Origin of the sequence: Bradyrhizobium oligotrophicum S58, assembly GCF_000344805.1 — a bacterium.
GTDB lineage: Bacteria > Pseudomonadota > Alphaproteobacteria > Rhizobiales > Xanthobacteraceae > Bradyrhizobium > Bradyrhizobium oligotrophicum.
Map to the genome: position 1 here is coordinate 3706210 of NC_020453.1, position 25455 is coordinate 3731664.

Annotated in this window: 19 protein-coding genes and 1 tRNA gene; 14 read left to right on the forward strand and 6 right to left on the reverse strand. The window is 64.5% G+C overall.

Annotated elements, in window-relative coordinates; translation table 11 throughout:
* Nucleotides 1-2: 2 nt before the first annotated feature.
* On the reverse strand, nt 3-488 hold the full coding sequence (gene ruvX / locus S58_RS15905) for a Holliday junction resolvase RuvX (protein ID WP_015666364.1): 486 nt from the start codon (nt 486-488) through the stop codon (nt 3-5).
* 170 nt (nt 489-658) lie between these two features.
* Between ruvX and S58_RS15910 the strand changes: the two genes are divergently transcribed.
* Nucleotides 659-2236 carry an ATP-binding cassette domain-containing protein gene (locus S58_RS15910; protein WP_015666365.1) on the forward strand — a complete coding sequence of 526 codons (1578 nt, stop codon included), beginning with the start codon at nt 659-661 and terminating at the stop codon, nt 2234-2236.
* A 36-nt stretch (nt 2237-2272) separates the two neighbouring features.
* On the opposite strand, the gene S58_RS15915 is transcribed toward S58_RS15910, so the two are convergent.
* Together S58_RS15915 and S58_RS15920 are read right to left on the reverse strand one after the other, a co-directional pair.
* Nucleotides 2273-3208: a cyclase family protein gene (locus S58_RS15915; protein ID WP_015666366.1), complete on the reverse strand. Its 936-nt coding sequence runs from the start codon at nt 3206-3208 to the stop codon at nt 2273-2275.
* A gap of 231 nt (nt 3209-3439) precedes the next feature.
* Nucleotides 3440-4330 (reverse strand): LysR family transcriptional regulator, encoded by an 891-nt coding sequence (locus S58_RS15920; protein ID WP_015666367.1) that lies wholly within the window; start codon nt 4328-4330, stop codon nt 3440-3442.
* Between the two features lie 105 nt (nt 4331-4435).
* On the opposite strand from S58_RS15920, the gene S58_RS15925 reads away from it, so the two are divergent.
* The 9 genes from S58_RS15925 (at nt 4436) to S58_RS39010 (ending at nt 13571) form a co-directional block, all read left to right on the forward strand.
* Nucleotides 4436-5440 (forward strand): NAD(P)H-dependent flavin oxidoreductase, encoded by a 1005-nt coding sequence (locus S58_RS15925; RefSeq protein ID WP_015666368.1) that lies wholly within the window; start codon nt 4436-4438, stop codon nt 5438-5440.
* A 3-nt stretch (nt 5441-5443) separates the two neighbouring features.
* Entirely contained in the window at nt 5444-6520 is a 1077-nt protein-coding gene (locus S58_RS15930) for an NAD(P)H-dependent flavin oxidoreductase (RefSeq protein ID WP_015666369.1), read from the forward strand.
* 108 nt (nt 6521-6628) lie between these two features.
* Nucleotides 6629-6916: an Asp-tRNA(Asn)/Glu-tRNA(Gln) amidotransferase subunit GatC gene (gene gatC, locus S58_RS15935; protein WP_015666370.1), complete on the forward strand. Its 288-nt coding sequence runs from the start codon at nt 6629-6631 to the stop codon at nt 6914-6916.
* A gap of 59 nt (nt 6917-6975) precedes the next feature.
* Nucleotides 6976-7209 (forward strand): hypothetical protein, encoded by a 234-nt coding sequence (locus tag S58_RS15940; protein WP_015666371.1) that lies wholly within the window; start codon nt 6976-6978, stop codon nt 7207-7209.
* Entirely contained in the window at nt 7206-8681 is a 1476-nt protein-coding gene (gatA, locus tag S58_RS15945) for an Asp-tRNA(Asn)/Glu-tRNA(Gln) amidotransferase subunit GatA (protein ID WP_015666372.1), read from the forward strand. The genes S58_RS15940 and gatA overlap by 4 nt, the downstream gene beginning before the upstream one ends.
* Nucleotides 8672-8974, forward strand: coding sequence for a hypothetical protein (locus tag S58_RS15950; protein ID WP_015666373.1), 303 nt, complete (start codon nt 8672-8674; stop codon nt 8972-8974). The genes gatA and S58_RS15950 overlap by 10 nt, the downstream gene beginning before the upstream one ends.
* Before the next feature lie 697 nt (nt 8975-9671).
* The gene (gene gatB / locus S58_RS15960) at nt 9672-11327 is read left to right on the forward strand and encodes an Asp-tRNA(Asn)/Glu-tRNA(Gln) amidotransferase subunit GatB (protein ID WP_015666374.1); all 1656 of its coding nucleotides are present in this window, start codon (nt 9672-9674) and stop codon (nt 11325-11327) included.
* 1426 nt (nt 11328-12753) lie between these two features.
* Nucleotides 12754-13020 carry a hypothetical protein gene (locus S58_RS15965; protein WP_015666376.1) on the forward strand — a complete coding sequence of 89 codons (267 nt, stop codon included), beginning with the start codon at nt 12754-12756 and terminating at the stop codon, nt 13018-13020.
* A 194-nt stretch (nt 13021-13214) separates the two neighbouring features.
* Nucleotides 13215-13571, forward strand: coding sequence for a hypothetical protein (locus S58_RS39010; protein ID WP_244440775.1), 357 nt, complete (start codon nt 13215-13217; stop codon nt 13569-13571).
* Between the two features lie 162 nt (nt 13572-13733).
* On the opposite strand, the gene S58_RS15975 is transcribed toward S58_RS39010, so the two are convergent.
* Nucleotides 13734-13827 (reverse strand) — tRNA-Ser (locus S58_RS15975).
* Between the two features lie 727 nt (nt 13828-14554).
* On the opposite strand from S58_RS15975, the gene S58_RS15980 reads away from it, so the two are divergent.
* Both S58_RS15980 and S58_RS15985 read left to right on the forward strand, forming a co-directional pair.
* Nucleotides 14555-16120, forward strand: coding sequence for a porin (locus S58_RS15980; protein WP_015666378.1), 1566 nt, complete (start codon nt 14555-14557; stop codon nt 16118-16120).
* A gap of 867 nt (nt 16121-16987) precedes the next feature.
* Nucleotides 16988-18019, forward strand: coding sequence for an alpha/beta hydrolase family protein (locus S58_RS15985; RefSeq protein WP_244440776.1), 1032 nt, complete (start codon nt 16988-16990; stop codon nt 18017-18019).
* A 135-nt stretch (nt 18020-18154) separates the two neighbouring features.
* On the opposite strand, the gene S58_RS15990 is transcribed toward S58_RS15985, so the two are convergent.
* Nucleotides 18155-18694: a MarR family winged helix-turn-helix transcriptional regulator gene (locus tag S58_RS15990; protein WP_015666380.1), complete on the reverse strand. Its 540-nt coding sequence runs from the start codon at nt 18692-18694 to the stop codon at nt 18155-18157.
* A 382-nt stretch (nt 18695-19076) separates the two neighbouring features.
* On the opposite strand from S58_RS15990, the gene S58_RS15995 reads away from it, so the two are divergent.
* Nucleotides 19077-20636: a porin gene (locus tag S58_RS15995; RefSeq protein ID WP_015666381.1), complete on the forward strand. Its 1560-nt coding sequence runs from the start codon at nt 19077-19079 to the stop codon at nt 20634-20636.
* Nucleotides 20637-21343: 707 nt separating this feature from the next.
* The gene (locus S58_RS16000; protein WP_015666382.1) at nt 21344-22909 is read left to right on the forward strand and encodes a porin; all 1566 of its coding nucleotides are present in this window, start codon (nt 21344-21346) and stop codon (nt 22907-22909) included.
* 143 nt (nt 22910-23052) lie between these two features.
* Here S58_RS16000 and S58_RS16005 read toward each other — a convergent pair whose 3' ends face one another.
* A complete protein-coding gene (locus S58_RS16005; RefSeq protein WP_015666383.1) occupies nt 23053-25305 on the reverse strand; it encodes a lytic transglycosylase domain-containing protein in 2253 nt (750 codons plus the stop codon).
* Between the last annotated feature and the right edge of the window lie 150 nt (nt 25306-25455).

The following is a 25455-nucleotide window of genomic DNA, read 5'->3' on the forward strand; positions in this document are numbered from 1 at the left end:
GACTACTGGCCGGACCGGCGCAGCGTCGTCAGCCGGTCGAGCGCGCCCTGCAGGATGAAGATCGCCGCATGGGTGTCGATCACCTCGGCGCGCCTGGCCCGGCTGACATCCAGGCCGATCAGCTCGCGCTCGACCGCCGCCGTCGACAGCCGCTCGTCCCACAGCCCGATCGGCAGCGTCGTCAGGTTCGCGAGATTGCGCGCGAAAGCCCGTGTCGACTGCGCCCGCGGTCCCTCGCTGCCGTCCATGTTGATGGGCAGGCCGAGCACGAAGCCGACCACGTTGCGCTCGGCCGAGATCGCCAGCAGTCGCGCCGCATCGGCCTTGAAGGCCTTGCGCTGGATCGTCTCGACGCCGGTGGCGAGCCGGCGGTCGGGATCCGACACGGCGACGCCGATCGTCTTGGTGCCGAGGTCGAGGCCGACGAGCGCGCCGCGCTCGGGCCAGCGGCCTGCGGCCTCGATGAGAGGAAGGATGGGAGCGGGCATGGCCAGCCGCTTAGCATGGGCGCATCCGCGCGGCCAGCCAGCGTAGCGCATGGTTGCCGCGGCGCTGCGACCGTCCTATATCGTCGTTCGTACCGTGAAGAGGAGTGGTGCCGTGGATCGCAGGACCAACATTGCCCGCCGCTTTGTGTCCCCTGCCATCACGGTTGCTCATGCCCTCCTTTCTGACGCTCGACGCGGTCGCCGCAGCGACGCCTGACGGTCATCGTCTCTTCGACAATCTCTCGCTCTCTATCGGCGCCGAGCGCGTCGGCGTGGTCGGCCGCAACGGGTCCGGCAAGTCGACCTTGCTGCGGATCGCGGACGGCTCGTCGCAGCCTGCCTCGGGGACGGTGACGCGAAGCGGGACGTTTGGCCTGCTGGCGCAGCACTGGGATCCCGGGCTGCGTGTCGGCGAGGCGCTCGGCGTCGCCGGCGCCCTCGCGATCATCGACCGGATCGTCGCCGGAAAAGGCTCGGACGACGATCTCGCGCGCGCGGATTGGAGCCTGCCGGGCCGGATCGATGACGCGCTGATAGAGGCGGGGATGGGCTGCATCGCGCTCGATCGCGCGATGGATTCCTTCAGCGGCGGCGAGCGGACGCGGATCGGCGTCGCGCGGCTGCTGATCGAGGCGCCGGATCTGCTGCTGCTCGACGAGCCCACCAACAATCTCGATGCCGAGGGCCGCGCCGCGATCGGCCGGCTGATGCAGCGCTGGCGCGGCGGCATGCTGGTCGCCAGTCACGACCGCGCGCTGCTGGAGATGATGGACCGGATCGTCGAGCTGACCCCGGTCGGGGTGCACATCATCGGCGGCGGCTGGTCGATGTTCGCGCAGGCGCGCGATGCCGAGTTGGCGCGCGCAGCCGCTGCGCTGGACCGCGCCGATGCGCGCTTGCGCGAGGTCGGCCGCGACGTGCAGCGCCAGCGCGAAGCCAAGGCGCGCAAGGACAAGGCCGGCCGCGCCTTGGCCGCGCGCGGCTCGGCGCCGAAGCTTCTGCTTGGTGCGCGCGCCGAACGGGCCGAGAACACCGGCGGACGCTCGCAGCGAACGGCCCAGCGGATGATGGCCGAGGCCACCGCGGAGGCTGAAGAGGCTCGGCAGAACGTGGAGGTGCTCACGCCCTTGTCGATGGTCTTGCCGTCGACGGGGCTGGGCGCCGGTACGGAGTTGCTCGCCATGGAGGATGCGGTCGTCACCGCAGGCGAGCGGAGCTTCGGACCATGGACGCTTCATGTGCGGGGCCGGCAGCGGATCGCGATCGCCGGGCGCAACGGCGCCGGCAAAACGACATTGCTCAAGGCTGCGATCGGCGCGCTTCCGCTGGCCGGCGGAACGGTCCGGCGCGCCGAGGGACGGATCGCGCTGTTGGATCAGCACGTCGCGCTGCTGGATCGCAGCGACAGCATCATCGGCAATTTCCGTCGCCTCAATCCGGCGCTCGGCACGGAGGCGGCGCGTGCGGCCTGTGCGCGGTTCGCATTCCGCAATCGCGACGCGGAGCAGACGGTGGACACGCTCTCCGGCGGCGAGCGGCTGCGCGCGGGGCTCGCCTGTACGTTCGGCGGCGAGCAGCCGCCATGGCTTTTGCTGCTCGACGAGCCGACCAATCATCTCGACATCTCCGCCATCGAGATCCTGGAGCAGGCGCTGCGCGATTTCGACGGCGCGCTGCTCGTCGTCAGTCATGATCCGTCATTCCTCGCAGCGATCGGAGTAGCGCAGGAGTTCGTCGTGGAGGGCTGAGCGGGCATGCCATGCCCGCTCAGCAAGGCTCGAAGCTCAGCGGATCGCGATCGGGTTGATCATCCCTTGCACACCGCCGCGCCAGCGTGGCTGGCCGAGCACGAACAGGAACTCGTAGCCCTTGTCGGCGGCGAGCGCTGCGGTGTCCATGTTCTCCAGGATGTAGGTGCCGTTCATGGCGAGCAGGATCTGATGCACCTCGAACAGGTTCGGCGACTCGAACGGGATCGCCTCGACGGCCCAGTTGTCGGCGCCGATCGCGACCACGCCCTTCGACGTCAGATATCTGGCGCCTTCGACGCCGAGACCGGGCTCGCCGGCGCTGTAGCGTTTGTCGTCCTTGCCGACCAGGCCGAGCCAGCCGGTGTGGAAGATCACGATGTCGCCCTGTCGGATCTCGACGTTCTGCTTCTTGGCGGCCTCCTCGATCTCCTTGACGTTGAAGGCGGTGCCTTCCTTGACCACGTCGGTGTTGTAATAGGCGGCCATGTCGAGCAGCACGCCGCGCGCCACCAGCGGCGGCACCTTCTCGATGCCGAGCTTCTTCAAGCCGGTCGGGTCGGCGAAGTCGAGCAGCTTGTTGCCGTTGTAGTAGACGTGCTCGATCCCGAGATGGCCGAGGCCGTCGATCTGGCTGCCGATGCCGACCCAGCTGTCGATGATGTCGTCATTGTAGGTGGCCTTGTTGGGCCCGAGGCCGGGGATGCCAGCCTGTCCCGGCTGCACCACCGTGATCTTGAACGAGCGCGGCGGGTAGGCCGGCGTCTTGGAGTCGACGATCATGCCGAGCGGGTAGGTCTTGCCGGTCTTCACCAGCGAGGCGGCTTTGACCACGAGCTCCGGTGTCATGTAGTTGGCGGCGCCGATCTCGTCTGCCGGCCCCCATTTCGACTTGGTCCAGTCCTGAGCATTCGCCGTTCCGATTGCGCCCGCAAAGGCGATCGAACAGCACAACACGAACGCGTTGCGCATTGCATTTCCTCCGACATGTTGACGCTTGTTGGGTTTTCGCGCTGGCCAGCGCTGCATCCTAACGTAGTATCCGATCACCGGACAAAATCTTTTTCGGATGCGTGCGTCGCACCGCGCCCGAAAGTCGCATCGGCAAAAATGGCCGTAGTTTACGGCAGATAAAGGTCATTTCGCACCATGGAATTTGCAGTCAGCCAGCTCGGTTCGTTCACAATCCCTGGGTGAATCCACTCAAGCCGCGATGTCGCGATCCCGGCCGGCAAGTCCGTCCATGAAGGCCGAAAGTGCGCTGGTGCGATGCGCCGCGCGGCGATGGATGAAGAGCGTCTCGACCCGCGCATAGGAGGGCTCGAGCGTGTGCAGGCCGACGCTGCCGATCATCTCGTGCCGCGTCACCACCGCGCGCGGCAGCAGCGCGACGCCCATGCCGGCAGCGACGCAGCCGATCATGCCGTCGAGCGTACCGAGCTCGATGCGGGACGCGGCGGGCCAGCCGAAATCGTTGATGATCTGCTCCAGCCGCTGCCGGTAGGTGCAGCCGGCCCTGAACACCAGGGCGGTCGGACCGGAGCCGGCGGTGGCCGCGCGCAATGCAGCCAGGCTCTCGAAGCGCCGTGCCGTCACCAGCACCAGCTCCTCTTCGAAGGCGGTGACGCCGGCAAGCTCGGGATGATCGATCGGGCCGGCGACGAAGGCGCCGTCGAGCGTGCCATCGAGCACGCCGGCCACGAGATCAGCGGTCGGCGCCGTGCGCAGGCTCAATGCGACAGCCGGAAAACGCTGGTGAAAGTGGGCGAGCAGCGTCGGCAGGCGCACCGCGGCGGTAGTCTCCATCGAGCCGATCATCAAGGGCCCCTTGGGCTCGCCGTCGTCGCGCGCGGCGAGCAGCGCCTCGCGCGACAGCGCGGCCATGCGGTCAGCGTAGGGCAACAGGCGGAGCCCGGCGCCGGTCAGGGTCATGCCGCGGCTGTGCCGTTCGAACAGCATGGTGCCGATCTCGGCTTCCAGCGCCTTGATCCGTTGGGTCACGTTGGACTGCACCGTGTTGAGGGCTTCGGCGGCACGCGTGATGCCGCCGGTGCGCGCCACCACCGCGAAAGTCTGAAGGTCGCTCAGTTCCACGGCTGCTCTCCGTTTCGAATCTACGAATGCAGGGTTCTCAAGTATTCATTTTGAGAGAATGCTAGCGGCACCTAGAGTCGGGGTCCAGAGGCAAGGAGACGTTTGATGCCGTTGAGGACGCCGCTGACGGAAAAGCTCGGCATTGATCACCCGGTTCTGCTGGCGCCGATGGACGTCGTCGCCGATGCGCGGCTGGTGCGTGCGGTCAGCAGCGCCGGCGGATTCGGCATTCTCGGTGGCGGCTACGGCAACCGGACGTGGCTGGCACAGGAGACCGCGAAGTTCGGCGGTCTGCACGCGCCGTTCGGCATCGGCTTCATCACCTGGTCGCTCGCCAAGCAGCCGGAGCTGCTCGACATCGCGCTCGCCGCGAAGCCGGCAGCGGTGATGTTGTCGTTCGGTGATCCCGCGCGTTTTGCCCCGGCGATCAAATCAGCCGGCGCGCTCTTGATATGCCAGGTGCAGGATGAGGCGATGGCGGCGCAGGCGCTCGCGGCCGGCGCCGACATCCTGATCGCGCAAGGAACTGAGGCGGGTGGCCACGGGGCGTCGCGCACCACGCTCGACATCGTTGCTGCGATCGTCGATCTCGCCGCAGGCCGCGTGCCGCTGGTCGCTGCTGGCGGGATCGCGGACGGTCGCGGCCTTGCCGCGATGCTCACGCTCGGCGCCGATGGCGTGCTGCTCGGCACGCGCTTCTACGCCAGCGAGGAGGCCAACGGCGCCGGCGAGGCCAAGCGGCGCATCTGCGCGGCGCGCGCCGGCGAGACCGTGCGCGGCATCATCTTCGATCTCTCACGCAACAACGTCTGGCCGGCGCCGTTTACCGGCCGCTGCCTGATCAATGATCACGCGCGCCGCTGGATGGGACGCGAGGTCGAGCTGCTGCAGCAGGTTGCGGGCGTGTCGGCCGACTATATGAAGGCGCGGGCCGAGGGCAATTTCGATGTCGCAGCCGTCATCGCAGGCGAGGCGGTCGGTTTGATTCATGATATCCCGCCGGCGGGCGAGATCGTCGAACGCATTGTCGCCGAGGCCGAACAGATCTTGCAAGGGCGGCGCAACTCGTCGCGGCCGTTGCCGAATTCGATTGAAGAAGAAGTGAGGTGAACCATGTGGCCCGATCGCCGCTTTCTGGATCTCGTCAAGACCGAACATCCGATCGTGCTCGCCCCGATGGCTGGGGTGATGGATGCCGAACTCGTCATCGCCGTGGCGCAAGGGGGCGGCCTCGGCTCGCTGCCCTCCGCGATGCTGAGCGCGGACAAGGCGCGCGAGCAGGTCAACATCATCCGCCAGCGCGTGTCGGCGCCGCTCAACCTGAACTTCTTCTGCCACATCCCGGTCGAGGCCGATGCGGCGCGCGAGGCCGGCTGGAAGCAACGCCTTGGCGCCTACTATCAGGAGTATGGCGTGGATCCGGCGGCTCCGATCACCGCTGCCAACCGCGCCCCGTTCGATGCGGCGATGTGCGCGGTGGTCGAGGAACTGAAGCCGGAGATCGTAAGCTTCCATTTCGGCCTGCCTGAGCCGTCTCTGCTGGCGCGCGTGAAGGCGACCGGCGCGGTCGTGATGGCCTCAGCGACCGTGGTCCGCGAGGCAGTGTGGCTGGAGCAGAACGGCGCCGACGTCATCATCGCGCAGGGCGCCGAGGCGGGCGGCCATCGCGGCATGTTCCTGACCGACAAACTCGCCGAGCAGGTCGGCACGTTCGCGCTGGTGCCGCAGGTGGTCGATGCGGTTAACCTGCCGGTGGTTGCGGCCGGCGGTATCGCCGACGGCAGAGGCATCGCGGCGGCCTTCGCGCTCGGCGCCTCCGGCGTGCAGATCGGTAGCGCCTATCTGCGCTGTCCCGAATCCAAGGTCAGCGCTCCCGCGCGCGCTGCGCTCGCAGCGGCTGACGACGAATCGACCGTCATCACCAACGTCATGACAGGTCGGCTCGCCCGCGGCGTCGCCAACCGGGTCATGCGTGAGGTCGGTCCGATCTCGCCGGATGCGCCGGCGTTTCCGCATGCCGCGACCGCGCTAGGCCCGCTTAAGGCCGCGGCGGAGAAGCAGGGAAGGGTCGATTTTACCAATCTCTGGGCTGGGCAGGCGTTGCCGTTGGGACGCGCGGTGCCAGCGACCGAGCTGACGCGGACCCTGGCCGAACAGGCTTTGGCGCGCCTCGCGAAGATGGCGGGCTGACGCCTCGGGCAGGGCATTGCCCTGGGAAAGTCCAGAGGCTGCCGGTTGCGGCGCGAAAGCGGCCTCTGCTATAGGGCGGGTTCACCTTGTCCCGTGAGGCCCTATATAATGTCGGTCGATGCCGCCACCGTCCGCCGGATCGCGCAATTGGCGCGGATCGCTGTCACTGACGCCGAGGTCCCGCATCTGCAGGGCGAGCTCAATGCGATGCTGGCCTTCGTCGAGCAGCTCTCGGAGGTCAATGTCGAGGGCGTCGAACCGATGACCTCGGTGACCCCGATGGCGATGAAGAAGCGCCAGGACGTGGTCACGGACGGCGACATCGCCGACGACATCGTCAAGAACGCGCCGGCGACCGAGAACCACTTCTTCCTCGTGCCGAAGGTCGTGGAATAGCCCAGGTAGCCGTATGGCGCGCGCCATCTGCTCCTCAAACCGACAAGCGAGCCAACGCCATGTGCCTGCTCTGCGACGATGAAGCGGCCTACAAGGCCTATATGGATTATCTCGACGCGATGGAGCGGCAGGGCAAGGCCGCCGATCCGGACAAGGCCGTGAACGAGATCCTCGACCAGCTCGAGGCGTTCAACGCCAACAAGACTCCCCCCAAGAAGAACAAGTTCTTCGCCGACGACACCACCGACGACAAGACGCTCTCCCCATTCTTCTGCAGCCCGATCAACAAATGACCGATTTGACTTCGCTGACGCTCGCCGATGCCCGCCAGGGCCTCGCGGACAAGACCTTCACGTCGCTCGAGCTGACCGACGCCCATCTCAAGGCGATGGAAGAGGCGCGGGCGCTCAATGCCTTCGTGATGGAGACGCCGGAGAAGGCGCGCGATATGGCGCGCGACGCCGACGCCAAGATCACCAAGGGCGAGGGCGGGCCGCTGGCCGGCATTCCGCTGGGGATCAAGGACCTGTTCGCCACCAAGGACGTCCGCACCACCGCGTGCTCGAAGATCCTCGGCAATTTCGTGCCGACCTACGAGTCGACCGTGACCTCGCAGCTGTGGCGCGACGGCGCGGTCATGCTCGGCAAGCTCAACAATGACGAGTTCGCGATGGGCTCGTCCAACGAGACCTCGTGCTTCGGCCCGGTGGGCAACCCCTGGCGCCGCGAGGGCTCCAATACCACGCTGGTCCCGGGCGGCTCGTCCGGCGGCTCGGCGTCCGCCGTGGCGGCGCTGTTGTGCATGGGCGCGACCGCGACGGATACCGGCGGCTCGATCCGCCAGCCCGCCGCGTTCACGGCAACCGTCGGCATCAAGCCGACCTATGGCCGCTGCTCGCGCTGGGGTATCGTCGCCTTCGCTTCGTCGCTCGACCAGGCTGGCCCGATCGCGCGCACCACGCGTGACGCCGCGATCCTGCTGCGCTCGATGGCCGGCCACGACCCGAAGGATACGACCTCGGTCGATATTCCGGTGCCGGACTACGAGGCCGCGATCGGGAAGTCCCTGAAGGGCATGAAGATCGGCATCCCCAAGGAATATCGCCTCGACGGCATGCCGGCCGAGATCGAGAAGCTGTGGAGCGAAGGCCGCAAGTGGCTGGAGGCCGCAGGCGCTGAAACCGTCGAGGTGTCGTTGCCGCACACGAAGTATGCGCTGCCGGCCTATTACATCGTGGCGCCGGCGGAGGCGTCCTCGAACCTCGCCCGCTACGACGGCGTGCGATACGGCCTGCGCGTGCCGGGCAAGTCGATCGGCGAACTCTACGAGAACACCCGTGCCGAAGGTTTTGGGCCCGAGGTGCGGCGCCGCGTCATGATCGGCACCTATGTGCTCTCGGCCGGCTATTACGACGCCTATTACATCCGGGCGCAGAGGGTCCGTACCCTGATCAAGAAGGATTTCGAGGACTGCTTCGCCAAGGGCGTGAGCGCGATCCTGACGCCGGCGACGCCGTCGGCCGCCTTCGGCATCGGCGAGAAGGGCGGCGCCGATCCGGTGGAGATGTATCTCAACGACATCTTCACGGTGACCGTGAACATGGCGGGCCTGCCGGGCATCGCGGTGCCGGCCGGCAAGGACGCGCAGGGGCTGCCGCTCGGGCTGCAACTGATCGGACGTCCGTTCGACGAGGAGACGCTGTTCTCGCTCGGCGAGGTCATCGAGCAGGCGGCGGGACGCTTCACGCCCGTTCGGTGGTGGTGAGCTTACCCGACTTCAAGACGAGCCTCGCGGGCGCCGCGCCCGCGACCGGCCTTTCGCCCGTGCTGACGGGTCTGTGGTGGCTGGGCAAGGGCGACTGGGACCGGGCGCACGGGATCATTCAGGACGAGACCGGCCGCGACGCGGCCTGGGCGCACGCGCATCTGCATCGCGTCGAGGGCGATCTCGGCAATGCCGCCTATTGGTATCGCCAGGCCGGGCAGAAGGTCGCGACCGATGCGTTGGATATCGAATTCGAGCGGATCGTCTCCGCGCTTCTTGGATACAGAGAATAGCCTATGCCGTTTAGGACAAGGCTATTCTGTTGGTGCTAGGGGAATGCACATGACATTCGAAGTACGGCAAATTCTGGATGTAGGCGTAAGTCACCCGGTTGTGGCGCGGCTTGGGCCCCAGACCAGCGAACTCACGAATTGGCTGAGCATCTCCCAAGAGAAGAAGCTTGAGCTTTCGCACGTCTACGCGATCACACTTACCCAGCGGCTTATTGAGTGTCACAAGGTTCGCGACTCTCTAACCGAGAAAATGAACGAAAGCCTTGAAAGGCTGGGCGATAAGCAAAGTCAGCAAGCTCGCGAAGTTCCTCACGTTATTGGGCTCCAAAAGATCGTCGAAGGCTTCTTATACGAGGCCAAAGACTATCTTCGGGACTTGCTGAAGCTTTTTGAAATTCTCTATGACTGCAAACTTAAAGAGGCCAGCGCTTTCGCTGATTTGCAGGAAAACGGAGAGAGCAAGCTCTCCAAGTGGGCTTGCCTTAAGTTTGGCGATGAGCATCGTCTGACGAAACTCATTCGATCCGAAGAGAGTTGGACTTCCGAGCTTGTTCGCAAAAGGAATGCCATCGAGCATCCCGGAGAAAAGTCGGGAACTCTGAAGATTGAGAATATTCGATCGGCAGATCAAGTCGGACGCTATGTTCCTCCTACCTGGACGCGTACAGGGCAGCCGGACAGCAGTATCCTAGCGGATATGGACATCTACCTCGACAATATGCTGACCCTTGCAGAGGACCTGTTGGCGTCCGTTGTTTTGGAAGAGTTAGCGCCCAGAGGACTTACGATTCAAGAGATACCGGTCGAGCTGAGGGATCGGCAATGTCCAATTCGGCTCAAGGTTGTCTTGTGGGGGAACCTCCCGTTACCGCCGGGGAGCTCCAACCAAGGCAAGCTGATCAAGGGCGCCACCGGCGACTGGGAGGTCGTGATCGGCATGGAGATCCATGCCCAGGTGACCTCGAAATCAAAACTGTTCTCCGGCGCCTCGACCGCGTTCGGCGGCGACCCCAACAGCCACGTCTCGCTGGTCGATGTGGCGATGCCGGGCATGCTGCCGGTCATCAACGAGGAGTGCGTGCGCCAGGCCGTGCGCACCGGGCTCGGCCTGAACGCCAAGATCAACCTGCGCTCGGTGTTCGACCGCAAGAACTATTTCTATCCCGACCTGCCGCAGGGCTACCAGATCAGCCAGTACAAGGACCCGATCGTGGGCGAGGGCGAGGTCACGGTCGAGCTCGACGGCGGCAGGACCGCCACTGTCGGCATCGAGCGCCTGCACATCGAGCAGGATCCGGGGAAGATGCTGCACGACCAGTCGCCGTCGCTGTCCTATATCGACTTCAACCGCTGCGGCGTGGCGCTGATGGAGATCGTCTCCAAGCCTGATATCCGCGACGCCGAGCAGGCCAAGGCGTACGTGACCAAGCTGCGGTCGATCATGCGCTATCTCGGCACCTGCGACGGCGATATGGAAAAGGGATCGCTGCGCGCCGACGTCAACGTCTCCGTGCGCAAGCCGGGCGGGCCGCTCGGCACCCGCTGCGAGATCAAGAACATCAACTCCATCAGCTTCATCGGCCAGGCGGTCGAAGCCGAGGCGCGGCGCCAGATCGAGATCATCGAGGACGGCGGCGTGATCGAGCAGGAAACCCGCCGGTTCGATCCCGACAAGGGCGAGACGCGCTCGATGCGCTCCAAGGAGGAGGCGCACGACTACCGTTACTTCCCGGACCCGGACCTGTTGCCGCTCGAGTTCTCGCAGGCTTTCGTCGACGAGCTGAAGGCGGCGCTGCCGGAGCTGCCGGACCAGAAGACGGCGCGCTTCATCGCCGATCTCGGCCTCTCGCCCTACGACGCCTCGGTGCTGGTGGCCGAGCGCGAGAGCGCCGCGTTCTATGAAAGCGTGCTGGAGGCGCTGTCCGACCGCGGCCGGGACGGCAAGCTCGCCGCCAACTGGGTGATCAACGAGCTGTTCGGGCGGCTCAACAAGGAAGGCCGCGACATCGCGTCGTCTCCCGTCTCGGCCGCTCAGCTGGCCGCGATCGTCGCGCTGATCGGCGAGGGCACCATCTCCGGCAAGATCGCCAAGGACCTGTTCGAGATCGTCTGGAGCGAGGGCGGCGATCCGCGCGAGCTGGTGGAAAGTCGCGGCATGAAGCAGGTGACCGACCTCGGCGCGATCGAGAAGGTCGTCGACGAGATCATCGCGGCCAATCCGGACAAGGTCGCGCAGGCCATCGCGAAGCCGCAGCTGGTCGGCTGGTTCGTCGGTCAGGTGATGAAGTCGTCGGGCGGCAAAGCCAATCCGCAGGCGGTCAACGATCTCCTGAAGAGCAAGCTCGGCATCTGAAACGACGATCGCTCGTCCTCGTTCCAACGGCGCGCACATGGTGCGCGCCGTTTTCGTTTGCCCCTCGCGTTCCGCGAATCGCCGCACGCGATTCGCAGAAAAGCCACCTTTGGAGAGCGCTCGAACGTGCACGAGGCCGTGTGCAACGAAAATTTTTTCGTTGCCAATTTTTACGACTCAGAGTCCGCGCGTACCGCGCGACTTGCGACTCTGCACCTCGACAAGGCGCCGACGCCGTTTTCGACGCGCCGTATACTCGTTCAGAAAAATACTTGCAGCACAGGCTTTTTGCGCAATCTCGATTAGTAGCGCGCGCGGCCTTGTGCGGAGAGACGTTCGCGTTTTCGCGATCGATCGTCGTGCTGCTTCGCGCGTTTCGTCAGCCGCACGCGCGCGCGCCTGTCAACACTTCCTTAAGCCGGAAGCTGTTTTTTTTCACTCGTTGGTGTATCGATGAGGAGTGCAGTTCGATTCCCGAGTGCACGCATCGACTAAGCCATCTCACATCGGAGGGCAACATGGCCAAGAAAGCGAAGAAGGCGAAGAAGGCAGTGAAGAAGGTCGCGAAGACCGCGGCGAAGAAGACTGCCAAGAAGACCAAGAAGGTCGCCAAGAAGAAGTAACTCTCGCAGTCCGCTGCGAGATGAGTCCGGCAGCTGATGCCGGCACGTCGCTGGAACGTTAGGTCCGCTTGAGCTCCTCGAGAGCCGGGCAGATCTCCTGAAGCTCCATCGACGATAGAGGGTGTCGGCGAGACATCAGGTCAACGGTCGGATCGAACTCGAGAGCGGCTTCGCTCGCGGTGCGGTCCGGCAGAAGAAACGGGATTTCTTCGTTCGGTGCAGATCGCGCTTCCGGTCTGCAATCTCACGAGCGGCTCACGAGCCAGAGTGAGATCTGATCCTGACGTGTTCGCCGACGCCCTCGATCCTGGCCGCGTGCCCAATGGCCGCGTGCCCAATGGCCGCGTGCCTTTATGCCTCCTCCCATGACATGCATCTGATCCGGACGACGTCGCATCGGCTTGGCGACCGATCTCGCGGCCGTGAGCGCGCGCGTGATCGTGTCGGGATCGCGCGTCGTTGCGTGCCGGCCGTATCGATCGCCGCCCGCCGTAGCGCGCAACGGCTGGCGCCGGCGGCCTCATCGCGTTTCCGCGATGGTTAGAGGTTTGCCAAACAGAACGGTAAACCGCTCTTTGCCGCTTCAAAAATTCTCATCTGAATCAGGCATTTGGGCTTCAGCCCGGAAGATCGGGCGGTTTGCGTTCAGGCTTCCTTCAGCACGATGTTTAAACTGCCTTTCAAACTTGATCGGTCATCCTTCGCGCATAAGCCGTCAAACGGCACAGGGACTAACCAGGCGTTGAACAGTTGGACGGGGGCTGCGCTCGAGGAGAGCCGCCTCCCAGTGAAGGAGAGCGACGATGTTTCAGGGACAACTCAATTTCGATGATGTGACCACCGCGGAGCAGGGCGCCAATGGCGACGTGCTGTTCGAGCTCGGCATGCTCTATGCGAGCGGTCGCGACGGCGTGGTCGATCTGATCGCCGCGCACAAATGGTTCAATCTCGCTGCCCTGAAGGGGCGTGTCGATGCGATCGCGATGCGCCGCGAGATCGCGGAGCAGATGTCGGATGGCGACATCGCGGCTGCGCAGCGCGAGGCGCGTGCCTGGATGACGGCGCGCTGATCACGGAGTGCCGCGGGCACTTCTGTCTCGCGCCTCGTCGACGATGAAGGCGAGATCGGGCGCCGGTCCATAGCTGGAACGATACGGTCGTCGGTGGGCGATCTCGGACCCCATCATTTGCGCGCAAGCAAGCCTCGTCGCGCGCCGATAAATCCCCTATCTGTCGCATGTACGGAGACAGCGGGATCGATGGCATGAGGCAGGCGCAGCAGCGACGGGCGACGCAGCAGGAGCTGATCGACTGCCACGACTGCGGGAACGGCGTGTCCTTCAGTGCAGTGGCGTGTCCGCATTGCGGGTCCACCGAGCCCTCCGGGCCTGCCGTGCAGAGCCGGCGCGAGTTGCGGCGGTTGCGGATCGAGGCCACCAATGACCGGCGTCTCGTCATGGTCACCACGCTGTGCGCGGGCCTCGGCACCTTGTACGGCGGAGTCATGGGAGCAGGGGGCGCGGCGTCGCTGTGGGCGGCGCTCGGCTACGGCTTCGTCGGCGCCGTCATCGGCGTGCCCGCCGCGTTCGTCATCAACATCAGCCGCAGCCTGTTCGATTGAGCCGCGCGCGTCACGCCGGCCGAAGTCCGTTCCGATGCAGAGATGATTTGAAGAGCCGCCGCGGTGGAAGGTCAACCGTGTCCGCGGCCATCGAAGGCGGCCCGGCCACTCTAACGTCGCGCGAAGGGAGGGGGCCGCCATCGGCTGCGCCCAACGGGCGCCTGGCGGAGACGGAGGGATTCGAACCCTCGATAGGGCTTTACAACCCTATAACGGTTTAGCAAACCGCCGCCTTCAGCCACTCGGCCACGTCTCCAGCCCGGTCGGTATGCCCGACGACGCGCTGAGCCGCAAGCGGCAGATTGCGCGCCGATTTGAAATCCTCACAGACAAGCGCGGTGAAGCCCACCGGGCTCCACGCCAGGGCCCGGGCCGGAGGGGGCGCCGGGACACCCGAAGGTTTGCGGTCGTGTTCACCCCGGCTGGTCCTGGGGCGGGCCGGAAGCCACAAAGACGACGCCGCCCTGGTCCTCGATCGGGCCGGGCGGAGCTCGGTGAACGCCGCGCGGCTGTTCGCATCGAACCTCGTGCGAATCTCGTCCGGGTGATGTCCGAATTCGACGATCGCCCTGCCCGAGATGCGGCGGGTTCCGGTCGGCGAGTGTGTCCTGGCTTACGCACCTAAGATTGCGTTGTTACAAAACAATAACATAAACAGTAGCTTATCCGTTTCCGCAGAACCACGGTTCCGTGCTTTTTGTGCAACACCGCTCCAAAAAGGCGCCTGCTGGGCGCCGCAATGATGGTTCCTTTGTTGCGTGTGCAAAGGGCTTCGGTAATTCTGCCCTCACGACGAAGGGGGGCATCCCGACGTCGTCCCGTTTAGGTCGTTCGCTCAAGTCCCTCGCGTTCATGCGGGTGTGTCCGATAGCGCGAAGCGGCCGAGCGACGGGTCGAAGAGGGACCAGGGCAAACCTCGAGGGTGTCTCACACCTAGCGCAGGCGGATCCTTCCCTGACTGAGCAACTTGGAGGTTTAACACTATGAACATCATCAAGAGCCTCGTCCTGGGCTCGGCGGCAGCTCTCGTCGCCATGTCTGGGGCACAGGCAGCTGACCTTCCGATCAAGGCCAAGGCGGTCGAATACGTGAAGGTCTGCTCGCTCTACGGAGCCGGCTTCTACTACATCCCCGGCACCGACACCTGCATCAAGCTGGGCGGTTATCTGCGTGCTGAAACGTCGTTCGCCAGCAACGGCCAGTACAACAACGCCGTCAACGGCGTCTCCGGCGCGAACAACCGCCTGAGCAACTACTATTACAGCCGCGCCCGTCAGGACCTCAACATCGACACGCGCACCGCGACCGAGTATGGCGTGGTCCGCACCTACTTCGAGGCGACCTACACCTGGACCTCCGGCACCTACGGTGGAACCGGCTCGGCGACCGGCGGAACGGCCTATAGCTCGGCGATCGGCCTCAATGCGGCGGGTACGGCGACTGCTGGCGCGTCCAGCGTCAACCCGACGGATGGCGGTATCGCCGGCGGCGCGCTCGGCGTGTACTTTGCCTTCATCCAGTTCGCCGGCTTCACCATGGGTAAGGCCGTGTCGCAGTTCGATGCGCCCTGGACCGGCTATCCCGGCAACAACCTCGACGGCCTGTGGGGCGGCGGCAACACCACCACCGGTGTCAACCAGTTCACCTACACGGCGGACTTCGGCCAGGGCATCACCGCCGCGATCTCGGCGCAGGATGCGACCCAGAACTCCCAGACCAACCTCTGGAACGTCTCGGGCATCACCGCGGCCGGCATCATCGGCGGCGCTTACGGCTCCAACTCCTACGGTGGCAACGTTGCTCCGGACATCGTCGGCATGGTCCGTGTCGACCAAGCCTGGGGTCTGTTCCAGGCGTCGTTCGCGGCGCATGACAACCACACTGGCTACTACGGTGCTTCCGAGACCTCGGGTCATCCGTCGGACAAGTGGGGCTGGGCAGCTTCGCTGGCCTTGTCGATCAAGAACATCCCGACCGGCGCCGGCGACAGCATCAACATCCAGGGCGTCTACACCAACGGTGCGAGCCGCTACAACGAGGGGCAGCTCAACCCCACCACTTATGCGATGTACGGTGGTAGCAGCACTGCTGGCGTTTACGGCACGCTCGGCTTCGCTGGCGTCAGCGACGCGGTCTACGCGACGAACGGTGATCAGCAGTTGACCACCACCTACGGCTTCCGTGGTGCTTATACCCACAACTGGAGCCCGACCTGGAACTCGGCGATCTACGGTTCGTGGGCTGCCGTGAGCTACAACGGGACTGCCAAGGGCCTGATCTGCGGCAGCGCGGCGATGGGAGCGATCGCGGGTGCAGGCTTCACTTGCAACCCCGACTTCAACATCTCCACGCTGGGTTTGATCACCCGCTGGACTCCGGTCAAGAACCTGACCTTCTCGGCTGACGTGGCCTGGACGAACCTCGACCAGAAGTACTCCGGCAACATTGCCTACCCGGGTTCGGGCAGCATCGCGAAGCCGGCTGCGACCTACCAGCTCAAGGACCAGAACTCGGTGTCCTTGCTGGTCCGCGCTCAGCGCAACTTCTGATCCTCTGATCCCTAGGATTAGGTTTTACGCCCCCCGGCAGGCAACTGCCGGGGGTTTTCATTTGTCTTCGGGGGGCGAGCGCTCGGCTGTTTTGCCGGATGCCCGGCATCGATGCCGCCCAGCGTCTGAATGGGTGAGGTGAAGCCATGCCGTGCTCGAGCCGGGGTGAGGAAATACCTGTGCAGATTGCTTCTCAAGGCCGGTTCGAGATCTGAGCGAGCGCCTCATAATGGAATCGGGATGCATATAAGTGGTGTCTCAGTAGCGCGCGGCTCCCCTCTGTGCAGTTCCAGGGATCGTTCAAGCGAGCCAATTTCGCAGCCCGCACACGCGGGTGCTGCAGAAAAAATGCAACTAAAACAATTGATTATAAGAAAGTTGTCAGGGTTGGACGATTTGGTATTGAAATTAGATGAGTTGATAAGATAATTTTCTCAGCGTCGCTGCACAGGAATATGTGTGTACGGGCCGAATGATACCGTTCAACGTTAAGACCTCCGGAAACCCTCGACGATGCCCCGTCGGGGGTTTCTTCATTTCATGCGGAAGAAAACGTCCTTTGTTCCCAGGGGCGATGGCAAACCAGGCACCTCCGCGCTCCTGATGGGCCGGATATACAGCCAGCCCAGGCGCCGCGTGGCCGGTCATCCAGGATGACGGGCAAGCGTACGTCTCCCGATGTACGAAAACCTGCAAAAAAGTGTCGTGACGTGACTTGACCGTAAATTCGCGGATCATCACAGTCTGACGAACAGATGACGGACATGAAGCCGTTGCGGGTCGAGGAAGCGGTGCGAGATGAGGTCGGAAGGCATTCTGAAGGCGTTAGGACCGTGGTCTGAACGAGAAGAACTGTCCGACGCCTTGATGCGGCTGCTGGATACCACCCCGGAGGGCGGCGGAGAGTTCGCGGCGTGCCTGGCGGTCGTCCAGCGCATCTACAATGATGATGAAGCCTCCTGGTATCAGGAATGGACGCGATCTGCAGAAGTGATGCGGGAGGAGGCGTGCCTGCTGGCCGACGCAGGGTCGCTCGACGCCGGGCGCCGCAAATGGCTCCGCGCGATCAATTACTATGATGTGGCCGCATCTCCCTTCGGGGGCTGCGTGGTGCGCCAGCAAGCCGTTGCTTCGGGCATTCGCGCTTGTGCATTGGACTATCTCCGCCTCGGCGTTCCGCAAGGCGAGGTGGTCACGATCCCCTGGCGGCAGGACTATCCGCTCGAAGCCTACTTTCTGCCGGCCGATGGGAATGGCCCCGCGCCGACGGTGGTCTGCATCTGCGAGCCCGGCCGGCGCAAAGAGAAGTCCTTGCTGATGCTGGCCGGGTACGCCGCGGAGCGTGGCCTGTCCTTGTTGGTCGTCGACGTGCTTGGACCCGGCCCGGCCAGCCGGTTCGACGACATCGTCGGCAGTCGTGACCTGGAATCTGCCATCGGCAGCGTGATGGACTACGTTTGCGAGCGCGACGACGTCGATGACGACAGGATCGCGATTCTGGCCGACGATTGGAGTTCGTCCTTCGTGGCCCGCGGCATCGCGCTCGATCCGCGCTACGCGGCTGCCGTTTGCGACGCCGGCCTCTGGGACATTCATGAGCGTGTGTGCTTGTCGCGTCGGTTGAAGCCGGATGAGCGGGCCTGCCTGCCGAGCGCGAGTGATTGCCGCGTTGCGCGGCAGATCATGTGTCCGCTCCTGGTCGCACTCCCGGAGGTCGGATGGCTGCGTGCCGACATCGCCGCGCGCCTGGTCGCGCAGATGAAGCGCGATCATCTCGACATCACGCTCAAGATCTTCGCGAACCAGCAGGGAGGCGTTCCCGACGAAGCCCACGCCAACGGCTTCATCTTCGATTGGATTGCGTCGCGTCTCGCAGGCTCGCAGGAGATGCAGGGCTAGCAGCCAACCGGCGCCCAGGGCGAGCAGCGGCTGTTCTCTCCGCCAAAGCGATTGCCTGTCAGGGTCGTCGCGTCCGTCACGAGGGCAGGGGCGAAGGCAGCGGAATGGCAGGCATGAGGCTGTTGCGCCTCCTGATCAGACCCCCAGCGAGACTCGGGCGCTCGCCTTTTCGAAGCGCTCCTTGAGCGCGGCGAGCTTATCCGTGAAGGTGGACAGCTCGCGTGCGTCGAATTCCTCGAAAATGAAAGCGAAGATCTGTCCCTGATGCACTTCGAGCTCGGAAAAGAGCTCCGAGGTCTTGGCGGTCAGCGACATCCTGACGACGCGCGCGTCGTCAGGGGCGGGCCTGCGCTGCATGAAGCCCTTCTTCTCGAGCAGCTTGGATTGCGTGGTGACGAAGGATGGGTCGACGTGCAGCCGCTTGGCTGCCGCATTGACGGCGACCCCCTCGCCCTGATCGAGCTCCGAGATCGCCATCAGGATCATCCATTGCGGGCCGCTGATGCCGATTCGCTTCGCCCAGAAGTACCTCAACTCCTCAAGATGGACATTGATGGTGGCGATCTCCCTGGCGAACCGCAGAACGGCGTCGCGATTCTTTGGCAGGTGCTCGGTCATCTGCGGCTGCTCGGCCGATTCCACAGGTGCGGCGGACGTATTCTTGGAGGGCGCCATTGCTCAACAGTTCCAAATCGAAGTCCGACCCTAGTGAAAAAAAATCCATAGCAAAATCACTTATCTAGGAGGTAATCCGGATGTCCCCTTGCGTTGCACAATCGACTGCCTTGGTGTTGCCCTCAAGACACATTTCGGCTTCATTCAATTACCTGACTGCATAAACTATTTTGCTTACCGAATGAGCGAAGGCATAGTTCCTGGCGACGGTGGGGGGATTACTCGATCGTCCCGTGACAGGTGGTTCGCTTAAGTCCCTCGCGTGATGCGGGTGTGTCCGATGGCGCGAAGCGACTGGAGCGGTTTTTCGGGAGCGGAGGAAGCGGATCGTCCTGGGGGATCTTGATCCGGTTCTTCTCAAAAGAGCAACTTGGAGGTTTATATGAAGACGGTTAAGAGCCTTGTCCTCGGCTCGGCGGCGGCTCTGCTCGCTATGTCCGGGGCTCAGGCGGCCGACCTTCCGATCAAGGCCAAAGCGGTCGAGTATGTGAAGGTTTGCTCCCTGTATGGTGCGGGTTTCTACTACATCCCCGGCACCGACACCTGCATCAAGCTCGGCGGCTATCTGCGCGTCGAGGCCGGACTGGGCACCAACAGCCTGTACAACTATGCGACCGGCGCTCCGGCCGGCGCGCACAACCGCCTGAGCAACTACTACACCGCTCGCGCTCGTGAAGACCTGAACATCGACACGCGCACCGCGACCGAATACGGCGTCGTCCGCACCTTCTTCGATGCGACGTTCTCCTGGACCACGGGCGGCTACACCGGCACCGGCTCGGCGACGGGCGGCACTGCCTACAGCACCGCCATCGGCCTCAACGCCGCGGGCACGGCGACTGCCGGTGCGGCCAGCGTCAACCCGACGGACGGCGGCGTCGCCGGCGGTTCGCTCGGCGTGTACTACGCCTTCATCCAGTTCGCTGGCTTCACCATGGGTAAGGCCGTGTCGCAGTTCGACGCGCCCTGGCAGAACTATCCGGGCAACAACTACGACGGTCTGTGGGGCGGCGGCGGCACCGTTACCGGTGTGAACCAGTTCTCCTACACCGCCGATTTCGGCCAGGGCATCACTGCCACGGTTTCGGCTGAAGATGCGACCCAGTACTATCAGGCTGGCAATCTCAACCTGTCGGGTGGATCCGCAGCCGGCATGATCGGTGGCGCATACGGCACCAACAACATCGGTGGCACGCGCTCTCCGAACCTCGTTGGTATGCTGCGTGTTGACCAGGCCTGGGGCCTGTTCCAGTTGTCCGTCGCGGCGCATGACAATCACGTTGGCTACTACGGTGCCAGCGAGACCAGCGGCGCTCCGGCTGACAAGTGGGGTTGGGCGGTTCAGGCGGCCTTGTCGATCAAGAACATCCCGACTGGCCCCGGTGACACGATCAACATCCAGGGCGTCTACACCGACGGTGCGACGCGCTACAACGCTCAGAGCCTGGCACCCGTCAGCTACCAGATCTACGGTGGCAGCAACGTTGCCGGCGCTTATGGCAGCCTCGCCTTCGCGAACGCTCCGGATACGGTGTTCGTGACCGGCGGTGCGCAGGAGAGCGTGAAGACCTGGGGCTTCCGTGGTGCGTACACGCACAACTGGAACGCTGCCTGGAACACGGCGATCTACGGGTCGTACGCTCAGGTCAAGTACGGCACGGTCGGCACGGCGGCGATCTGCGCCAACGCGACGGCTTTGCTGGGTCTGGTCGGAACCTGCAACCCGAACTTCGACATCTCGACGATCGGCTTGATCACCCGCTGGACTCCGGTCAAGAACCTCACGTTCTCGGCCGACTTCGCCTACAGCATGCTCGACCAGAAGTATTCTGGAACGGTTGCTGCTCCGGCGAGCGCTGGCAATGCCAAGCCGGCCGGCATCTACGAGCTCAAGGATCAGAACAGCATGACCCTGCTGATCCGCGCTCAGCGCAACTGGTAACAGCGCGCTCATAGCGAGACTACGATCCCCGGCAGGCAACTGCCGGGGATCTTCTTTTGCGGCGTCGGCAGGCGCCGAGGCGAGCGTGTCGCCCTCGGCGTCGTCGCCAAAGCGTCTCGAAACACACCCGCGCAGGTCATTCCGCACGGCCAGCGTCTCCGGCAGACGCGCCGCGATCCGACTTCGATGCTGTGTGGCTTCATGACCGACCGATTCGAGGCATGCGTCTGCCGTCGATCGATCGGGTCTATTCTCCGACCGTCAGCTATCGAACTCCTGACCGGCAAAGCTCGCAAGCCAACGGTGGCAGGCGCGCGATCGCCCGTGAGAATCGGGAGACGTGTTGCGGAGACCAGGGCGGGGCGGCGTGCCTTTGATCGCGCGGCCTGCCACCGTCACGTCTGGCCCGCGTGCTGCGATTGTTGCTTCATTCCAGCCATGGTCTCGACACGGATCCAGCGCCGTGCGGCAGGCTCACACTCTATATGGGAGACGCAGCGCGCGCGGACGTGCCGCGCCGCCGTCACAAGCATGGTTCGGCCCGCCACGAGAATGGTCCGATAAAACACCAAAAGCGCCTCGCCATCGTTCCGACTGCAACGCTATGCGCGATCACTGTACAGCGGCCGGAGATGAGCTGACCCCGTGGGGGGCGGATGTTCGCTTCTGAGCCAGACCTGTCTGAAGTGAGTCATGTGGAGGTTAGTATGAAGACTGTGAAGAGCCTTGTTCTGGGCTCAGCGGCGGCTTTGCTCGCCATGAGTGGGGCTCAGGCAGCCGACCTTCCGATCAAAGCCAAGGCGATCGAGTATGTGAGGGTCTGTTCCATGTACGGGGCGGGGTTCTTCTACATCCCGGGTACGGACACCTGCATCAAGCTGGGGGGCTATCTGCGCGCCGAGGTCGGAATTGGGACCAACGCCCTGTTCCAGAACGCCACCAATGGTGTTGCCGGTGCACGAAATCGTCTCAGCAACTACTACACGACTCGCTCGCGCGCTGACTTCAACATCGACACCCGTACGGCGACCGAATACGGCGTCGTTCGCACGTTCTTCGATGCCGTCTTCCAATGGACCTCGGGCAGCTACACCGGCACCGGCTCAGCCACGGGTGCCACGGTCTACAGCAGCAACATCGCGCTGAACGCGGCAGGCAATGCGATTGCCGGCGCGACCACCGTCAATCCGTCCGACGGCGGCATCGCCGGTGGCGGGCTCGGTGTCTTCTATGCCTTCATCCAGTTTGCCGGCTTCACGATGGGTAAGGCCGTGTCGCAGTTCGACGCGCCCTGGAGCAACTATCCCGGCAACAACTTCGACGGTCTGACCGGCGGCGGCGGCTCCATCACCGGTGTCAATCAGTTCACCTACACCGCGGACTTCGGCTCCGGTATCACCGCGGCGATCTCGGCTCAGGATGCGACGCAGTACGGGCAGTCCCAGATCTGGAATACGACGGGACAGACTGCCGCCGGCGTGATCGGCGGCAACTATGGCACGTCGAATTTCGGCGGCAATGTTGCGCCCGACATCATCGGCATGGTGCGCGTCGACCAGGCGTGGGGCCTGTTCCAGGCCTCCTTTGCGGCTCACGACAATCACGCCAGCTTCTTCGGTGCGAATGAGACCACCGGTCATCCCGCCGACAAATGGGGCTTTGCCGGTCAGCTCGCTCTCTCGGTCAAGAACATCCCGACCGGGGCCGGCGACACCATCAACCTCCAGGGCGTCTACACCAACGGCGCCAGCCGCTACAATTTCCAGAGCCTCGCGCCGATCAACTACGCGATGTATGGCGGCAGCAACATGGCCGGCGCCTTTCAGAGCCTCGGCTTTGCCGGCGTGTCTGATTCGGTGTTCGCGACCGGCACCCAGCAGCAGCTGACGACGACCTACGGTGCCCGCGGCGCCTTCACCCACAATTGGGATCCGTTCTGGAACACGGCCGTCTACGGTTCGTGGAGCGCCGTCAGGTACAATGCCACGGCCAAGGGACTGATCTGCAACGGTGCTGGCATGATCGCGCTCGGCATCACCGGCGCCAACTGCAACCCGGACTTCAACATCTCGACCTTGGGTGTGATCACGCGCTGGACACCGGTCAAGAACCTGACCTTCTCGGCCGACGTTGCCTGGACCCGGCTCGACCAGAAGTTTGCGGGCGTAGCGAACGCGCCGGCTGCCGGTGCCGTCGCCAAGCCGGCGACCACCTATCAGCTGAAGGACCAGGACTCGGTCTCGCTGCTGCTGCGCGCTCAGCGCAACTGGTGACGAACCAGCGGGTGGCGAATAGGGAGTAGCGAATAGCGCTTGACGGACCAACCTCGGTTCGTCTCGCTACTCGCTACTCGCTACTCGCTACTCGCTACTCGCTACTCGCTACTCGCTACTCGCTACTCGCTACTCGCTACTCGCTACTCGACCACGGCGCCGCGGCGCAGATCGGCCTCGATCTGCAGCCGTGAGCCGCCGCCGAAGCGCGCGCGATAGACCTGCAGATTCTCCATCACGCGCTGCACGTAGTTGCGGGTCTCCGCGAACGGGATCAGCTCCACCCAGTCGACCGCGTCGACATTGGGATCGCGCGGATCGCCGTAGCGCTCGACCCACTTCCTGACGCTGCCGCGGCCGGCATTGTAGGCCGCAAACGTCATGATGTAGGAGCCACGGTAGTCCTCGAGCAGGCCGCCGAGCTCGGCGGCGCCGAGCTGGGCATTGTAGACGGGGTCCGTCTTCATCCGGTTCAGATCGAAGCCGACACCCGCGCGCTTGCAGACATAGCGGCCTGCATCCGGCGTCACCTGCATCAGACCATAGGCCTGCGCGGGCGAGACCACGGCCTGGTTGAAGGCACTCTCCTGGCGGGCGATCGAGAAGATCACGCTCTGCTCGACCTCGGGCCCGATCGACCGGAAGGCCGGAATTCCGTTGACGGGATAGGCGTAGTGATCGAACGGCAGTCCGCGATTGAGCGCGGCCTTGCCGACCAGCAGCATCGCGCGGGCGTCGCTGTTTCTTCCCGCGATCTCGGCGAGCCCCACCAGCACGTCCGGATCGCCATTGTCGCCCATGTCGGCGAACATCGGGATCGCCACCTCGCCTTCGTCGACGTCGTAGAGCAACTGGACTGCGCGCACCACTTCCAGCCGCTCGACGCCGCGTCCGCGGCCGGTCGGCGCGGCATTGAGGCCGAGCTGCGGCAGGCCGAGCTTGGCCCGCGCCAGCTGCCCGTAATAGCTCGTGGACTGCTCGGCCGCGGACGTAAAGGCCGCGCGCGCCTCCTGCATGTGGCCCATGGCTTCCGCTGCGCGGCCTTGCCAATAGCCAGCCCGCGCCAGGGTGGTCGGATTGACGCTGCCGACGCCGATGCGGGCGAAGTGCTGTGCGGCGGTCGCCGGGTCCTTCAGGAAACGCAGCGCGATCCAGCCGGCGGTGAATTCCTGCTCGGTCTTGTAGATGTCGCGGTTCGGCAGCGCCGCGTCGCGGGCGATCAGATAGGCGCTGCGGTACTCGCCGGTATCGATCATCTTGCGCGCCAGCAGGCGGCGCTCGATCCACCATTCGTCGAGATTGTGCAGCCGGCCGGGATCCTTGGGCGCATTCAGCATCAGCTGCGCCGCATCAGTGAATTTCTCGTCGCGGCGCAGCAGCTGGATGCGGCTGAAGATGTAGCCGGCATCGCCGTGGAGCTCGCGCGGCACGGCCTCGAGCAGGGCCTGGCTGTTCGAGGCCTTGCGGTAGGCCGCGATCCGCGCCTTGGCGAGCGCCACATGGCCCGAGCCGAGTCGCTTGGCGGCGCGCAATGCGGCCTCATGCTCGCTGCCATACAGCAGCGTGTCCATCCGCGCCTTGTGGTCGCCGCCGGAGAGCAGGGCGCCGAACTGGTCGAGAATGGTGTTCTCAGTGTCTTCCGACATGGCGTCGCTGCGCCAGGCCTCGCGCACCAGGCGCTCGGCGTTGGCGCGGTCGCCGCGATTGAGCATGACCCGGGCGAGCGCGAAGCGGCCCTTGGCCGACAGCGGCGATTCGTTCTCGAACCAGGACCACACGACGGCGTCGTCACGCTTGTCGTCCCACAGCGCGGCTTCCAGACGGCGGCGCAGGAAGCTCTGCGACGGCCAGCTCGGATTGGCCGTGATGAAGGCGCGGTAGCGCTCGACGGTGGCATTGTTGTTGTCGCTGCGCAGGATGACCCATTCCGCGAGCTTGCGGGCAACGGGGTCCGAGATCGCCTGTTCGACCTGGGTGGCGTCATCGGGCTTGCGCTTGCGGACGAGCTCGATCACGTTTTCGAGCGCGTCCTTGTCCGACTGCGAGGTCGATGCGGTCGACGCGACCGCGGCCGGAGCGATGGGCTTGCGGGAAGCCGGCAGCGCGGCGTGCTGGCGCGCCGGCAAGCTCGCTGCCGGGGCCGGCGTGATGTCCCGGGGGGCGACCCGCAGCGGCTCGCCGGTTGCCTTGATGCCGCTCTTGGCGTCGGATTTGGCCTCGGCCCGGGCGTCCACCTTGCTCCGGGCTTCAGTGGTCTCCTTGGGCGGGCTGTTCGGAACCACACCGCGCGCAATCGGCCGCGCCTTGGGCAGAGGAACCTTGTCCTTGGCGAGAGCGATGTCTCCAACAGCGAATCCGAGCGTCAGGCCGGCGGCCAGTGACACCGAGAGAGACATCGACAGGGCAGTCGATCGCAATGCGGTAGCGCGGGCTGGAAAGGGCACGGCGTTCCTTTGCGTGCGGATGGCTTCGATCCCCAACGAACTTGGTCTATCGAAAAGGTGAACAAATACTAAATGTACAGGGATGAGTTGCAACCTGCGCCA